Source organism: Deinococcus frigens DSM 12807, from assembly GCF_000701425.1.
Lineage (GTDB): Bacteria > Deinococcota > Deinococci > Deinococcales > Deinococcaceae > Deinococcus > Deinococcus frigens.
The window spans coordinates 1-13,979 of the sequence record NZ_JNIW01000074.1; the positions used below are offsets into that span (position 1 = coordinate 1).

12 protein-coding genes and 4 pseudogenes are annotated in these 13,979 nt (G+C 63.9%); 8 read left to right on the plus strand and 8 right to left on the minus strand.

The features are described from left to right. Positions 1-256 (minus strand): annotated as a pseudogene (locus tag Q322_RS24060) (IS6 family transposase); the annotation flags it as partial. Here Q322_RS24060 and Q322_RS25005 point away from each other — a divergent pair. Continuing rightward, entirely contained in the window at positions 230-619 is a 390-nt protein-coding gene (locus Q322_RS25005) for a transposase (RefSeq protein ID WP_169739090.1), read from the plus strand. The pseudogene Q322_RS24060 and the gene Q322_RS25005 overlap by 27 nt on opposite strands. Positions 620-824: 205 nt before the next feature. Here the strand turns inward: Q322_RS25005 and Q322_RS0117575 are convergent, their stop codons facing one another. From Q322_RS0117575 to Q322_RS23590, 3 genes and pseudogenes are all read right to left on the minus strand, one after another. After that, the gene (locus Q322_RS0117575) at positions 825-1,070 is read right to left on the minus strand and encodes a hypothetical protein (RefSeq protein WP_029479184.1); all 246 of its coding nucleotides are present in this window, start codon (positions 1,068-1,070) and stop codon (positions 825-827) included. Positions 1,071-1,076: 6 nt separating this feature from the next. After that, positions 1,077-1,937 carry a phytanoyl-CoA dioxygenase family protein gene (locus tag Q322_RS0117580; RefSeq protein WP_029479185.1) on the minus strand — a complete coding sequence of 287 codons (861 nt, stop codon included), beginning with the start codon at positions 1,935-1,937 and terminating at the stop codon, positions 1,077-1,079. Positions 1,938-2,145: 208 nt separating this feature from the next. Next, positions 2,146-2,493: pseudogene (locus Q322_RS23590) on the minus strand (transposase family protein); the annotation flags it as partial. A gap of 183 nt (positions 2,494-2,676) precedes the next feature. On the opposite strand from Q322_RS23590, the gene Q322_RS0117590 reads away from it, so the two are divergent. Continuing rightward, positions 2,677-3,642 carry an ArsR/SmtB family transcription factor gene (locus Q322_RS0117590; protein WP_029479186.1) on the plus strand — a complete coding sequence of 322 codons (966 nt, stop codon included), beginning with the start codon at positions 2,677-2,679 and terminating at the stop codon, positions 3,640-3,642. Between the two features lie 84 nt (positions 3,643-3,726). Here the strand turns inward: Q322_RS0117590 and Q322_RS0117595 are convergent, their stop codons facing one another. After that, positions 3,727-5,604, minus strand: a complete 1,878-nt coding sequence (locus tag Q322_RS0117595) for a glycoside hydrolase family 2 TIM barrel-domain containing protein (protein ID WP_034418964.1) — start codon at positions 5,602-5,604, stop codon at positions 3,727-3,729. 525 nt (positions 5,605-6,129) lie between these two features. Between Q322_RS0117595 and Q322_RS0117600 the strand changes: the two genes are divergently transcribed. The 6 genes from Q322_RS0117600 to Q322_RS0117625 all read left to right on the plus strand — a co-directional run bounded on the left by Q322_RS0117600 (position 6,130) and on the right by Q322_RS0117625 (position 12,487). Next, positions 6,130-7,455 (plus strand): ABC transporter substrate-binding protein, encoded by a 1,326-nt coding sequence (locus tag Q322_RS0117600; RefSeq protein WP_029479188.1) that lies wholly within the window; start codon positions 6,130-6,132, stop codon positions 7,453-7,455. Between the two features lie 122 nt (positions 7,456-7,577). Next, entirely contained in the window at positions 7,578-8,519 is a 942-nt protein-coding gene (locus Q322_RS0117605; RefSeq protein ID WP_029479189.1) for a carbohydrate ABC transporter permease, read from the plus strand. Between the two features lie 2 nt (positions 8,520-8,521). Beyond that, complete coding sequence (locus Q322_RS0117610; protein WP_029479190.1) at positions 8,522-9,394, plus strand: carbohydrate ABC transporter permease; 873 nt, start codon at positions 8,522-8,524, stop codon at positions 9,392-9,394. A 2-nt stretch (positions 9,395-9,396) separates the two neighbouring features. Then, positions 9,397-10,413, plus strand: a complete 1,017-nt coding sequence (locus Q322_RS0117615; protein ID WP_029479191.1) for a glycoside hydrolase family 43 protein — start codon at positions 9,397-9,399, stop codon at positions 10,411-10,413. Between the two features lie 32 nt (positions 10,414-10,445). Then, positions 10,446-11,558: a M24 family metallopeptidase gene (locus Q322_RS0117620; RefSeq protein WP_029479192.1), complete on the plus strand. Its 1,113-nt coding sequence runs from the start codon at positions 10,446-10,448 to the stop codon at positions 11,556-11,558. Continuing rightward, positions 11,555-12,487, plus strand: a complete 933-nt coding sequence (locus Q322_RS0117625; protein WP_029479193.1) for a glycoside hydrolase family 43 protein — start codon at positions 11,555-11,557, stop codon at positions 12,485-12,487. The genes Q322_RS0117620 and Q322_RS0117625 overlap by 4 nt, the downstream gene beginning before the upstream one ends. Before the next feature lie 272 nt (positions 12,488-12,759). Here the strand turns inward: Q322_RS0117625 and Q322_RS22720 are convergent. The 3 genes and pseudogenes from Q322_RS22720 to Q322_RS24660 form a co-directional block, all read right to left on the minus strand. Then, positions 12,760-13,176, minus strand: a pseudogene (locus tag Q322_RS22720) (transposase); the annotation flags it as partial. Positions 13,177-13,355: 179 nt separating this feature from the next. Beyond that, the gene (locus Q322_RS22725) at positions 13,356-13,649 is read right to left on the minus strand and encodes a helix-turn-helix domain-containing protein (RefSeq protein ID WP_084148067.1); all 294 of its coding nucleotides are present in this window, start codon (positions 13,647-13,649) and stop codon (positions 13,356-13,358) included. A gap of 87 nt (positions 13,650-13,736) precedes the next feature. Next, a pseudogene (locus Q322_RS24660) lies at positions 13,737-13,979 on the minus strand (IS6 family transposase); the annotation flags it as partial.

A 13,979-nucleotide genomic window follows, 5' to 3' on the forward strand; every position in this document is an offset into this window, starting at 1 on the left:
CATCCACCGTCGTGCAGACCTCGTCCAGGTACCAGCGGGAACCCCGGCGGGGTTCTCGCTGGCGCAGTCCTTCTGCGAACAGGGAAGCGAATTTCATGCACCACTCGCGGAGGGTCTCATGACTGACTTGAATGCCGCGCTGGTGCAGCAATTCTTGAACATCTCTGTAGCTGAGTGGGAAGCGGTGGTACAGCCACACAGCGTGCTGGATGATGATCATTGGGAAGCGGTGTCGGTAGGGCTTGGCGTCGGTCATGGATGGTCACCCTACCCCAGTCCGGTTAAGGCAACACAACCGTCTAAGCGGCTGGAACCGTTGTTGCCCGCTGCTAAGCCAGGAGGGCGACCGCGCACGGTCGACCTCTACGAAGTGCTGTGCGCGATCATGTCCGTCTTGCAGGGCGGCATTGCCTGGAGAAACCTACGCATAACTTTCCAGCGTGGCAGACGGTGTACTCGTATTTTCGCCGCTTTGAAGCCGATGGTTCATGGGAGGCAATCAATCGCGTCCTGGTGCGCGAAACCCGGAAAGCGGCAGGACGTGGCCCGGAACCGAGTGCGGGCATTCTGGACGCCCAGACCGTGCGCTGCGCCCCGCAAGCGGGGCCGCGTGGGATAGATGCGGGAAAGAAGACCACTGGCGCAAGCGGCAGGGCATTGATGACGCGCTGATTCAGCCGTACAGCGGTCATGCCTCCAGGCAATCGCTGGAGGTGTATTCCCGGCTGGCCCTGGGGGAGGCCCAGAAGCAATATGACCGAGTCATCGGGCGCTTTCCCGTGTGACTCATGAATCGCTTCACTTTGCGCCTGGGAACAGCTTCCTTAAATTTCCGCCAATAAACGCACGCGCCATTCGCCTGCGCCGCTCAGCCGTTCGGTCATCACCACGCGAAACCGGGCACCGTCATGCAGCTCCAGCACGCACTCACTGCCCTCATCCACGGCGAGATGGCGGTCAAGTATGTTGAGGGAGACGCGCATCAAGCCCCGTCCACCCTCCAGGGCTTCCACCTGGCCCGAGATGGCGGTGTCCCCGAAGTGCGCGACCAGACTGTTAAATGCGCGCACGTTTCCTCAGGCGTCGCCCATCATCAGGCCCTCGATGGAGTGGCCCTGCACGATGGGTTCAAGGTGGTCCACCACCCGGCAGATCAGGTGATCGCGCACCTGCTGCGGCAACTGGTCATAAAAGGTGCGGGTGAACTGCAAGTCATGCTTCTCGTCGTGGCCCGCGCCCGGCGCGTCCACCCCCAGCACCAGAACCGGGCGGGCCTTGTTGCTGTGGTTGGCCGTACCCCGGTGAATGGTGAGCGCGCTGCGCGCCGAGATGTCGCCCATCCTGGGCAGCTTGCGCTGCGACAGGGCTGCGTAGCGCGCGAAGGTAGAGACCGGGGGAAACATGCCGTGGTCAAAGGCAGAGGGGTCGTCCCACTGGGTACCGGGCGCGATCTCGAACGGCCCCATGTTTTCCTCAACGTCCACAGAGGTGAGGTTAAAGGCAAGCGAATTCAGGCGGCGGTCCACCAGGGTCTCGGGACCGGCAGGAAAGTCGCGGTGCCAGGGCTGGTCCTTTGCGCCGGGATTGGGCACGTCAAAGCCGATCTCGACGATTTTGTAGTTTGGTCCGAGGACGCTCTCGCACACGGCGGTGACCCAGGGATGGGTGACCAGGTCGAGAAAGCCACTGATGTCCTCAGGGTGAATCTCGACGTAGTGGCGGTGGGTGCCGCGTCCCACCGCGCCGCCAGGCCGGGCGAGCGCCGCCTGGTAGAGCGCTGGCAATTCCTCGCCGAGCCTGGCCACCCACGCAAGGGAAAAAGCGCCCTTGAGGCCGATGTTGCCGTCGCCGTAGAGGCCGGCCATGAGGGCGGGAATGTCGTATTCTGTCTGGGCCTCCGGCACTTGGGTGGGCTTGACGTCGCGGGTGGCGGTCATGGGGTCCTCCTGGGACGATGGACGATGATGGTGGACGATGATGGTGGACTCATCACATTGTGCGTCTTGGTTCCAGCGCTTGCATGAGAGGAGGAGTGGGCGGCGGGTCTGGGCTGCGGCGCTGACGACACTCCGCGCCCGGCTCATCTCCACGCGGTTCTGGCGAATTTGTATATTGAGCTGGGTCATAGAGGCTCTCCAGCAAGCGGCCCAAGAGCGGCAGCAATTTGTTCGCGAGCAAAATGCTTGCCGCCGGGAAATGGAAGTCCACCAGCGTGCTGCTCAAACGCTCCAGGTCGCGTCCCAGCCGCCTGCATCTTGAGAGCCATGTAGGTGAGCGTTCGACGCCCCAGTGCCTCGGAAGCAAGACAAAGCCCTTCTCGCCTTCGGGGCGGTTGACCACCACCGACTCCACCCCCATCTCGGCGGCATCAAATGCCGCCGTTTTTCCAGTGTATTCCTGATCAGCAAATAAGACTTCAATGTTGACGCCTGTCACTGCCTGGGCTTCCAGGCACAGATCATGGACGTGGGCGCGATCCTGCTCAGCGGCTGGCCTGGCACCTGCTGGAACTGGCCGCCGACGGGATTCGTGTTGCCCTCATCTGTGTGGCGCTGGATCAGGGTCAACAGACGTTCTGAAACTCTCAACCCTACCTGTTAATATTTCGGTTAATCCGTAGCAATTGAGCGGTTCCATCGGATGCCCTTGGAAGGATCGAGAAAAGAAAGGAGTGACATGCCCGCATCTGGAAGCCGTAGCCTGAGCCTGGAGGGCGAGAGCGCCCTGCCCGTCCTCAAGGCGCTGGCGAATGAAACCCGACTGCTCATTCTCAGCCTGCTGACCCACAATGCGCTGAATGTCTCGGAACTGGCGGCGGCGCTGGGCCTCCCGCACTCCACGGTCAATTTCAACCTCAACCAACTGGTTCACGCTGGCTTGATCACGGTCGAGTACGAACCTGGAACACGCGGGTCCCAGAAGCTGTGTTCGCGTCGGTACGACGAGGTGGAGTTCAAGATGCCCGGAGCAGCGGTGGAGGCGCAGGCCGATCAGGTGACGATCACCATGCCCATCGGGAACTACTCGCACGTGGAGGCGCAGCCGACCTGCGGCCTGGCCTCGGACACCAAGATCATCGGCATGCTGGACGATCCGCGCTCCTTTTACGAACCCGAACACGTCTACGCCCAGCTGCTGTGGTTCGGCGGCAGCGGCTACCTCGATTACGTGTTTCCCAACAACCTGCCCTACGGGGCTGCCCCGGCCCAGTTCGACCTCAGCATGGAAATCTGCTCGGAAGCGCCGCAGTACGACCCGGAGTGGCCCTCCGACATTACGCTGTGGATCAACGGCACCGAGGTAGGCACTTGGACCAGCCCCGGCGATTTCGGCGGCACCCGCGCACGACTCACGCCCGCGTGGTGGAACGACGACCAGACCTCGCACGGCCTGCTCAAACACTGGAGCGTGCGCGAGGAAGGGGCCTTCATCGACGGGGAGAAACTGTCCGGGGTCAGCCTGCCGGAGTTGAACTTGACGGACAGCCACCACATCCGGGTGCGGCTGGGGGTCAAGCCCGACGCCCGCAACTGCTCGGGGTTAAATCTGTTCGGACGGCGATTCGGCAATTATGAGCAGGACTTGGTGATGCGAATCAATTATGCCTTTCCGGGTCATACCCGCACGGTCAAGGTGCGCTGAGGCGGGCGCTGACAGGCTGTTTGCGTTGGTGGGAGGTTCAGACCAGAGGGCCGCGTCATAGACCAAGCGGCACGGACCCTGGCCTTACGACAACCCTCTGGCGGCTTCATCCACAAGCCCAGGCCCATCCGGCGCTGCGTGCGCCTCCCGCCCGCGCCAGCGCTCCGCGTAGCCCAGCGGATGGGGGGCGGGATCACGGTCAATGTCCCAGGCATGGCGCGGCCCCCGCGTGGCCTGCGCCAGCCGGGCAAGGTCCGCCTTCGGCTCACGGATTTCAGTCAGCAGGCCATTTTTTTCCTGAAAGGTATCAGTCAGTTGGGTGTAGCAAAAGCCCGCCAGGGCCTCACAGTCATGCACGGCGGCCAGCAACCCCTCGTACAGTTCCACAAACGCCGCGCTGTCGCCCGCCCGGTGATAGCCCCAGCCCCGCTCATCCTCCAGGCTGTAGGCGACGCCTCCGAATTCACTGAGAATGGCCGGTTTGCCTTCGGCGCTGAAGTCTTCCAGCAGCAGGCGGCGTCCGAACGGCTGCGTCAGCACGCGCGCCAGGGCCTCCGGCGTGCCGTACCGCCGGGTCAGCACGGCGGGGTCGTGCGCGTAGTCGTGGATGCCCAACAGATCGGTCGCCACATGTTCCCAGCCGTCGTTGCCAATCACCAGCCGGGAAGGGTCCAGCGTTTTGGTCAGGTGATACAGCGCCCGCACATAGTCGCGGTGGGCCGGATTGCTGGGCAGGTCCGGCACGCCCCAGCTCTCATTGAACGGAACCCACGCCACGATGCACGGGTGCGAGACATCGCGGCGGATCACCTCCATCCATTCACGCGTCAGCCGCTCGACGCCCTCCGGGGTAAAGCGGTAGGGGCTGGGCATCTCCTCCCACACGAGCAGCCCCAGCACGTCGCACCAGTACAACCAGCGGGGGTTCTCGACCTTCTGGTGTTTTCTGGCTCCATTGAAGCCCAGCCGCTTGGTCAGTTCCACGTCGCGGCGCAACTCCTCGTCGGTCGCCGTCATCAGTCCCTGCGGCCAGTATCCCTGATCCAGCACCATCTTGGGGGTGTAGGCGTGGCCGTTCAGGAGGAACCGCTGCCCATCGGTGGAGACCGAGCGCAGGGCCGTGTAACTCTGCACCTGATCGACAACCCGTTCGCCGTTTAGCAACTCGAGGGTGGCCTGGATCAACTGGGGGTGTTCGGGACTCCACAGCAGATCGTTGCGGGCGTCGTCGATGCCAGGGTCGGGAATGGCGATGCGGCGGCTGAGGTCACGGCTGGTGAGTGTGTAGGTGTCGTCGGCCAGCAAGCGCCCGTCCACCGACAGGCGAACCCGCACCCGCAGCTCTGGCATCAGTGGCCCGGCCACACCAATATCCAGCCCCAGCTCCCAGCGGTCCAGCCAGGGTGTCCAGCGCAGGGCCTCCAGACGGGTCTGCGGCACGCTCTCAAGCCACACGCTCTGCCAGATGCCGGTGGTGCGCGGATACCAGATGAGGTGCGGCTCGGCCCTCCAGTCCTGTTTGCCACGGGGCCGGGCCAGCTCATGCGGATCGTCTTCCGCGCGCAGGACGAGGTCAACCGTGCCGTCCTCACCGAGCGCCTCGGTAATGTCCACAGTGAAGGGGGTATGGCCGCCTTCATGCTGACCGACAAGGCGGCCACCCGCCCACACCCGCGCGGTATAGTCCACCGCCCCGAAATGCACCAGCACTCTCCCCGCCCGTTCATGGGGGGCGACTGAAAGCTGACGGGCATACCAGGCGACCGGATGAAAACCGCCGTCATGAAGGCCGCTGAGGACGCTCTCTGGGGCATAGGGTACCGTGATGATCTGGTCGAACGTCACGTCCGTGGGCTGCTGCCAGTGGGCCAGGTCGTCATAAGCGAACTGCCACTCGCCGTCGAGGCTACGCCAGGTCGGGCGCTGGAACTGGGGGCGGGGATGGGCAGGCTGAGTCTTCACAGAATCTCCAAGACGGTGCTTTCACAAGTCGAGATGTCACAGGATAAATCGTTTATTCACAACTTCATTCGCAACTACGATAGGCATATCTCGGCGGAATGTAAAGAGTGGCAGGAGAGGCGACCACAGTGCGCCGCAGAGGCGTCATTTGCGGCGCTCAGGAAGGCCGGATAAAACTGGCGGCTGGGCGTCCTTGTATGGGAGAGGACAGACGCCTGGACGGCACGCTTCGCGGGTGAGAGCCAACCCTGGGGACGCCAGGCCAGCCTTTCCTGGTTGTGGTGAGCGTTGTCGGCCAGGGATGCGGGGTTGGAGCAGTGGATTAAACACGCCGGGAAATCCAAAAATCACAAGTTAAGTCAATTTACCACAGAAGGATTGACGAGTATTCCGTGATGGTGTACCGTGAGAGTTGCACACCACGCAGACAAATCGGGCCGCCACCGTGCGGCAACGTTCAGGACACCAATGTCTGAGAAGCTCAGCTTCTGGACGGCGGTTTCCGCTTACTGGAGGTTGAATTCAATGACCGCACCCCTGTCCCGCCTGGCCCTTCTGACCGCCGCCGTCGCCCTCGCCACGTCCCCTGGTCCGGCCAGCGCCCAGAGTTACTCCGGTTCCAAGGTCAACCTCACCTTTTTACACGGCTTCACCGGACCAGACCGGCCCGTGATGGAAGGACTGATCAAGAAGTACAACGACACCCACCCCAACGTGCAGGTGCGCGGTCAGGCGCAGCCGTGGGGGACGACCTGGCAGCAACTCCCGGCGCTGGTCGCCTCGGGTAAGGCCCCCGACGTGGTGGTGATCAACGAGGACCAGATCACCGGCTTCGTGGCACGCGGCGCGGTGTCCCCGCTGGCCCCCGCTGAGTTGAAGGCGGCGGGCATCAACAAGTCCAACTTCTTTGGGCCATTGTTCGCCACGGCGGATTACAAGGACCAGGCGTATGGGGTGCCGATTTCCAGCGTCGCCTACGTGATGTTCTACAACAAAGACCTGATGAAGAAGGCCGGGCTTGATCCCAGCAAACCGCCCAAGACCCGCGAAGAGTTTCTGAAAGCGGCGCAGGCGTGTACCGTGGACAAGAGCGGCAAGAAGGCGGGCGAGGCGGGCTTTGATCCCAAGCAACTGGACACCTGGGGCGTGAGCCTGTACAACAACTGGGTGGGGGCGCGGGCGGCCTACGCGGCGATTCTCCAGAATGGGGGGCAGATGGTGGACAAGAACCAGAACGCCGCTTTCAACTCGCCGCAGGCCGTCAGCGCCGTGCAATTTCTGGTCGATCTGGTCAAGCAGGGCGTGGCCCGCCCCAACAGCACCGAGGAGGCCGAGCTGGCCGCCTTTAGCCAGGGCAAGGTCTGCATGTTCCCAAGCGGGCAGTGGTACCTGGACCGTTTCGAGGGCCAGAAGATGAACTTCGGCGTGACCTTTTTGCCGCGCGTGGGCGGCACGGCCAAGGACGCGGCCTGGGGCGGGTCCAGCCACCTGACGTTGCCCAAGCAGCCCTCCGGTTACGACGCCAACAAACGCAAGGCCGCGCTGGATTTCGTGGCCTGGATGAGCCTGCCCGCGCAGAACCTGACCTGGACCAGCACTGGTAGCCTGCCCACCCAGGCCGCCGTCGCCAAGAACTCGCAGTTCGAGAAGGCCGCCATCAGCGGGATCTTTGATCGACTGAACAGCGTGTACGCCACCAGCGGCTATCCCTGGGTCGGCCAGGTGATGGGACCGTTCGATCAGGCATGGGAGGCCGCCTACCTGGGCAAAAAGACCGTTCCGCAGGCCCTGAATGACGGCGTGAAGGAGTCCAACAAGCAGATCGAGCAGGCCCGCAAGAACTTCCAGTAGTGCCAGCCTAAGAGTTCTGGCCCAGTAATGCAGGCGGTGGCCCGGCCCCTTTCCCTCTGATTGCGGGGTGAGGCGAACCGGGCCGCCCAGTTCAACATCTCTTCGCGCGAGGTATTCCGTTCATGACCATCACCCAAGCGCCCGCCCGGACCACCACGGCTCCGGCCCCCACGCCGCGCCGCCGCGTTCCGCTGGAACCCTACCTGTACCTGCTGCCACACGCGCTGCTGTTCTTCGTGTTCACGGTGTATCCCATCGGCTACGGGCTGTACATCAGCCTGCACCGCTGGGATCTGCTCAATCCCGTCAAGGCGTTCGTGGGGTCCGAGTTCTACCGCAACCTGTTCACGCCCGGCACTCCGCAGGCTGATTTCTTCTGGAAGACGCTGTGGAACACCACCTTCTTCACCATCGTCAGTGTGCCGCTGCTGCTGGCGGCGGCGCTGGGGCTGGCGCTGCTGCTTTTCCGGCCCATCTTCGGGCGCACCTTTTTCCGGGCGGTCTTCTTCATGCCCGGCATCCTGACCGTCTCGGTGATGGGCATCCTGTGGCGCTGGATGTTTGACAACCAGATCGGGCTGGTCAACGCCGCGCGGGAAGTGCTGGTCAATGCCCCGCCGATTCCCTGGCTGTCCACCGAGGGCCTGGCCTGGGTGCCGATTGTGATCGGGACGGTGTGGTGGACCCTGGGCTTCAACATGACGCTGTACCTGGCTGCGCTGGGCAACGTGCCGCTCAGCCTGTACGAGGCGGCCTCGCTGGACGGCGCGACGCCGTGGCAGCAGTTTCGCTTCATCACCGTGCCGATGCTGGCCCCGGTCACGCTGTTCGTGTTCGTCACCACGGCGCTGTCCTCGTTTCAGTTGTTCGGGCAGTCTCTGGTGATCACGGGCGGCGGGCCGAGCCGCTCCACCCAGAGCGTGATTCAGTACATCACCGAGGAAGGCTTTACCAACGCGCAGTATTCCAGCGCCGCCGCGATGGGCTTTGCCTTCGGACTGATCATGCTGATCTTCACCGCCGGGCAGTTCGGCCTCATGGCGCGTGACGTGAAGGGGGACTGACGATGACGAACCTTGCTCCCACCGCTGCTGTCCGGCCCGTGCGCCGCCGCCGCCGGATGCCGCGCGATCTCCCCCGCTTCGTGCTGCTGTGCGTGCTGGCCCTGATCTTCCTGGCCCCGGTGTACTGGATGATCTCCACCTCGCTCAAGTCCGAGGCCGACGCCATCTCGCTGCCGGTGCAGTGGATTCCCACGCAGCTCACCCTCGACAACTACCGCGAAATCCTGACCTCTCCCGACGGCAACATCCTGCGCTGGACCGGCAATTCGCTGTATGTGGCGCTGGCCTTTACGGTGCTGCACGTCTTGCTGTGCGCCCTGACCGCTTACCCGCTGGCCCGCATGCGTTTTCCAGGCCGCAACAGCTGGTTCTGGTTCATTCTGTCGAGCCTGATGATTCCCGGCATCGTGACCCTGATCCCCACCTACATCATGATGCTCAATTTCGGCTGGATCAACTCGTACCACGCACTGATCTGGCCGGGCCTGAGCGGGGTTTTCGGCGTCTTTTTGCTCAGACAGTTCTTCATCGGCATCCCGCGCGAGTTGGAGGAAGCCGCGCGTCTTGACGGAGCCAGTAGCCTGCACATCCTGTGGCGGATCATCCTGCCGCTGAGCCTTCCCGCGCTGGCGACATTGGCCGTCTTTGCGTTCATGGGATCGTGGAACAACTTCCTGTGGCCGCTGTACACCGTCACCGACGTGGACAAGATGACGCTGCCGGTGGGCATCACGACTTTCTCGCAGCGGTACGTGACCGAGTACGGCAAGTTGATGGCTGCCACCACCCTCGCGGCGGTCCCCGCGCTGATCGCTTACCTGGTCGCGCAGCGTTTTTTGGAAGCGGGCCTGTCCACCACCGGTCTCAAGGAGTAACGATGCTGCGTTTAAGACTGCTGCTGGGCGTCACCGCCTTGCTCCTGTCCACCCCAGCCCAGGCAGGCGGCGGCGGACCCATGACGGCCCAGAACGCCCCCAGCGCCACCTTCCGCAACCCGGTCATTGACGAGAACTTCCCCGATCCGGGCATCCTGCGCGTCGGCCAGACCTACTACGCCTACGCGACCAACAGCGCCAACGCCAACGTGCCATACGCGGTCAGCCGTGATCTGGTGCGCTGGGAAATCACGGGCGACGCCATGCCCGTGCTGCCACCCTGGGCCAGAGGCGGGCGCACCTGGGCTCCCGAAGTGACCCAGATCGGCAAGACCTTCGCGCTGTATTTCACCGCGCAGGACGACGCCAGTGGCCGCCAGTGCATCGGCGTGGCGACGGCAGCTTCCCCAGCGGGACCGTTCAAGGATTCGTCCAGCCAGCCGCTGGTCTGTCAACTCGCCGAGGGCGGCAGCATCGACGCCAGCCCCTTTCAGGACGGCGACGGCAAACGCTACCTGCTGTGGAAGAACGACGGCAATTGCTGTAACCAGGCCACCAACCTCTACCTCCAGCCCCTCAGCGCCGATGGTCTGAAGTTGACCGGCAAGGCCAGCGCCCTGATCCAGAACTTTGCGCTGTGGGAGGGCAACGTCATTGAGGCCCCCACGCTGTACCAGGCGGGCGGCGTGTACTACCTGCTGTACTCCGCCGGGCCGTACGACAGTGACCTGTACGCGGTGGGTTACGCCACGGCCCCGCGCGTGACTGGCCCCTACAAAAAGGCCGCAGAAAATCCCATTCTGGTCAGCAAAGGGGAAGTGGCCGGGCCAGGACACCAGACGGTGGTGACCGACGGCGCTGGGCGCACCTGGCTGGCCTACCACGCCTGGACCGCCGGGCAGACCTCCGACGCCGTGGGCGGCTACCGCAGCCTGCGCCTGGACCCGGTGACGTTCTCGGGCGGCAGGGTCAAGGTGGCCGGGCCGACCCTGACGCCGCAGCGGGCACCGACGCCGTGAGCCAGCCGATGCCAGCCTCGGAGGCTCCGGCCATGACCCGCGCGCAGGAGGTGGAGACCAAACTCGCCTGGGTGCGGGAGGCGCTGGCGGAGGCGGGCAGTTCGCTGTGCCGTCTGCGCGGCAGCGACTGGTTTGCCTGGGCCACGGCCGGGGGGTCCAGCACGGTCCTGATGACTGCCGAGACGGGCGCGGCCGAGGTGATCGTCGGGACGCGCGACGCCTTTGTGCTGACTGATCACATCGAGGCCGGGCGGCTGCGGGCCGAGCAACTGGGTGGGGAACTGGTCCAGGTGTTGCCGGTGCGTGCCGTGCCGTGGGGCAACCCGGACGCCTGGGAGGCGGCGGCCCTGGCCGCTGTTCAGCCGGGCGGCCCGGTGCTGAGCGACCGCCCCGGCCCTGCGGAGGAGGCGCTTCCCGAAGCGCTGCTCGTCCGCAGGCGCACGCTGCTGCCCGCCGAACTCGCCCGGTTCCGGCAGGTGGGCCGCGCCGCCGCCGAGGCCGTGACCGGGGTATTGCTCGCGGCCACCCCGCAGATGACGGAGTTGGAGTTGGCGGCCCTGGCGGGCGCGGCCCTGCGCCGACGTGGCCTGGACGACGCCCTGGTGCTGGTGGCCGGCCAGCGCCGGTTGCCGCTGTACCGCCATCCCACGCCGCAGGAAGAGGTTCTGGGCAACGTTGCCATGCTGGTCGTCTGTGCGCGCGGCCACGGGCTGGTCGCCAGCCTGACCCGCTTCGTGTCCTTCGGTCCGCTGCCTGACGCGGCGCGGGCCGCCCACGCCAGGGTACGCGCCGTCGAGGCCGCTGTGCTGGCCGCCAGCGTGCCGGGTATGCGCCTCCTGGACCTTTACGACGTGCTGGCGGGAGCGTACCGTGACGTGGGCGATCCAGGGGCCATGCTCGAACACCACCAGGGCGGCCTGGCCGGCTACCAGGCGCGCGAGGCCATCGCCACGCCAGGGACGGCCACTTCACTGAATGTAGGCTCGGTCCTGGCCTGGAACCCCAGCGTGCGCGGCGCGAAGATCGAGGACACCATCGCCCTCACCGGGGTCGGCCTGGAGGTCCTGACGCTGGACCCGGCCTGGCCGCAGGCGACGGTGGCCGGCCTGCCCCGCCCGCTGGTGATGGAAAGGACGCGCCCATGAGCCGCCCGCTTACAAGTATTTGCCTGCCGCCCGGCCCGCTGTTTCCCGGTTATTTCGCCGATCCCTTCGTGATGAATGTGGACGGCACGTACTATGCCTATGGCACTGGTCTTCACGGTGAAACTGGGGTGCGGGTGTTCGAGGTCCTGTCGTCGCCAGACCTCGTGAACTGGATTTCGCACGGTGGCGTGCTGGAGCCGCTGGGGGCGGAGCGGCTGGACTATTGGGCACCGGAGGTCGCGCGTCAGGACCAGACGTTTTACCTGTACTACTCGGTGGGCCACGGCGACCAGGGCCACCACCTGCGGGTCGCGGCGGCGGCGCATCCCCTGGGGCCTTTCGTGGACCTGGGTTTGAATCTGACGCCGGACGAGCCGTTCGCAATTGACCCGCACCCCTTTCAGGCCCCGGACGGTTCGTGGTGGCTGTTTTTCGCACGCGACGATCTAAGCGGCGAGCGCCCCGGCACGGTGCTGGCGGTGGCCCCGCTGCACGACATGACCCATCTTGGCGAACCACAGACTATCGTGCAGGCCAGTGGCGACTGGCAACGTTATCAGGCGGGGCGGGCCATGTACGGCGGCCTGTACGACTGGCACACCCTGGAAGGGCCGTTTGTGCTGTGGCGGGACGGACAGTTTCATCTGCTGTATTCGGGCGGGGCCTGGACCAATGAAACCTATGGCATCGGGCATGCGGTTGCCGATCACCCGCTCGGCCCGTGGACCGAACCCGCTCCACGGGCCAATGTGTTGCGAACCGCAGGCCCCCTGATTGGTCCCGGCCACGCCAGCGTCACCACCCTGGATGGTCAGGACATCTTGATGTTCCACGCCTGGGACGCTCAGTACACCCGGAGGCAACTGCACGCCGCCCATCTGCGCTGGGAGGGAGAGCGGCCCTGCGCGTTAGCCGCACTCGTAAAGTAAAGCGTTCATTCCAGATTTTACCCTTGTCGTTGAATTGTACGTGTGGACGCACCTGCACCCACATCTCCGCTGCCGTCAGGCGATCTCCTTGTAAGTACCGCTGAATTGCGTCATGAGCAAAATCGTCGATGTGGTCAGCAAGATAGGTTTGCGTCCGATTGGTCTGTGTCGCAGCCAAAAACTCGCAGCACCGTTTCCGACTGACTTTCTGAGGTCTTCCCACAGAATCTCAAACTCGTCCGGTTTCGCGTAAGTCCTAGTGCAGCGTTCAATTAATACGAATGGCTTCGTAGTGGTTTCGGAGCGTCCGGCGAGCGACCTGGGTTGAGAACTGCCAGTTCAGCGTGATTCCAGCGCGTGAACGCGCTGTGACCCAGGCCTCGACTTCTTTGAAGGGCGCAGAATTCCAGCTCCGCCATGTTGTGCCAGGAAGCATGGATCGGCGTGTAGACCCACTCGAATCGGCCCACCAAACGGTGGGCCTGCTCTGGAGGCATCCACTTGTAAAAACTGCCGCCATGATGAGTGTTGAGATTGTCCTGCACCAGAGTGATCTGCACCGCCTCTGGATACGCCCGCTCCAGATCCTGCATGAACGCCGTGTATTCCTTGGCGGTTCGTCGGGCACACACTTTCGCGAACCGGCGACCGGTGCGGGGTTCAACTGCCAGGAGCAAGGTACAGCTCCCAAAGCGCTGGTACTCCTAGTCTTGCTTTGCGACTCGTCCCGGTTCCATCGGAACCGGGGCCATCGCGTCGCCGATCAGGAAGCAGGGTTACTCATCGAAGCACAGCACGGGAAAACGCTCGTCATAGGGGCGTGCGTAGACGTCCAGAACACGCTCCATCTCGCACAGAAATTTCGCCGTTAGCCGCGCGATACACCATTGTCTTTTGCGGTGCGGCTGGACCGCGTTTTTTTAAGCATGTAGAGCACTGTCGACGGTGCGATGCCGTCCACAACGTTCAATTCCACCGCTTTCTCCGCCAGCAGACGAATGCTCCACCGTGCATGGCCTTCGGGGGCCTCACTGCACGCGAGTGCCGTGATGGCCGCCCGGTCCTTGCCATCAAACTTCGCGGGTCGGCCCGTATGTGGCGCATCAAACAGTGCCGCTTCAAGACCACCGAGCACAAGGCGTTTTCGAGTGGACTGCGCCATCTGGACGCTGATCCCAAGCGCCTCTTTGATGAGGTGTGTTGCCTTAACTTGACCCGTGGCAGACTGAGGGCAGGGGTGATCTGAACTTCAGGCCACCCCTACCGCGGCTATTGACCACGTCTGGAACGCTTGTTTCTGATTGCTTCGTCTGATCGAGGTAGAAACGCTGGTTCGGGCGTGATGGTGGATGTTCTCGATTCGGGCGTGCAACCTCAGAAATTCTTGCGCTCGTTTTTTTCGTTTGAATCCCTGTTGTTGTCGTTCCTGACGCCGTGTAGATCGGTGCGATTGCTCAATGACATTGTTGCAGCGAGCCGTGGAAATCACTTG

Excerpts from the sequence above, each read along its gene's own strand:
- Q322_RS0117600 (WP_029479188.1), top strand. The coding sequence starts at position 6,130 with ATGACCGCACCCCTGTCCCGCCTGGCCCTTCTGACCGCCGCCGTCGCC.
- Q322_RS0117625 (WP_029479193.1), top strand. The coding sequence starts at position 11,555 with ATGAGCCGCCCGCTTACAAGTATTTGCCTGCCGCCCGGCCCGCTGTTT.
- Q322_RS0117620 (WP_029479192.1), top strand. The coding sequence starts at position 10,446 with ATGACCCGCGCGCAGGAGGTGGAGACCAAACTCGCCTGGGTGCGGGAG.
- Q322_RS0117590 (WP_029479186.1), top strand. The coding sequence starts at position 2,677 with ATGCCCGCATCTGGAAGCCGTAGCCTGAGCCTGGAGGGCGAGAGCGCC.
- Q322_RS0117610 (WP_029479190.1), top strand. The coding sequence starts at position 8,522 with ATGACGAACCTTGCTCCCACCGCTGCTGTCCGGCCCGTGCGCCGCCGC.
- Q322_RS0117615 (WP_029479191.1), top strand. The coding sequence starts at position 9,397 with ATGCTGCGTTTAAGACTGCTGCTGGGCGTCACCGCCTTGCTCCTGTCC.
- Q322_RS22725 (WP_084148067.1), bottom strand. The coding sequence starts at position 13,649 with ATGGCGCAGTCCACTCGAAAACGCCTTGTGCTCGGTGGTCTTGAAGCG.
- Q322_RS0117605 (WP_029479189.1), top strand. The coding sequence starts at position 7,578 with ATGACCATCACCCAAGCGCCCGCCCGGACCACCACGGCTCCGGCCCCC.
- Q322_RS0117580 (WP_029479185.1), bottom strand. The coding sequence starts at position 1,937 with ATGACCGCCACCCGCGACGTCAAGCCCACCCAAGTGCCGGAGGCCCAG.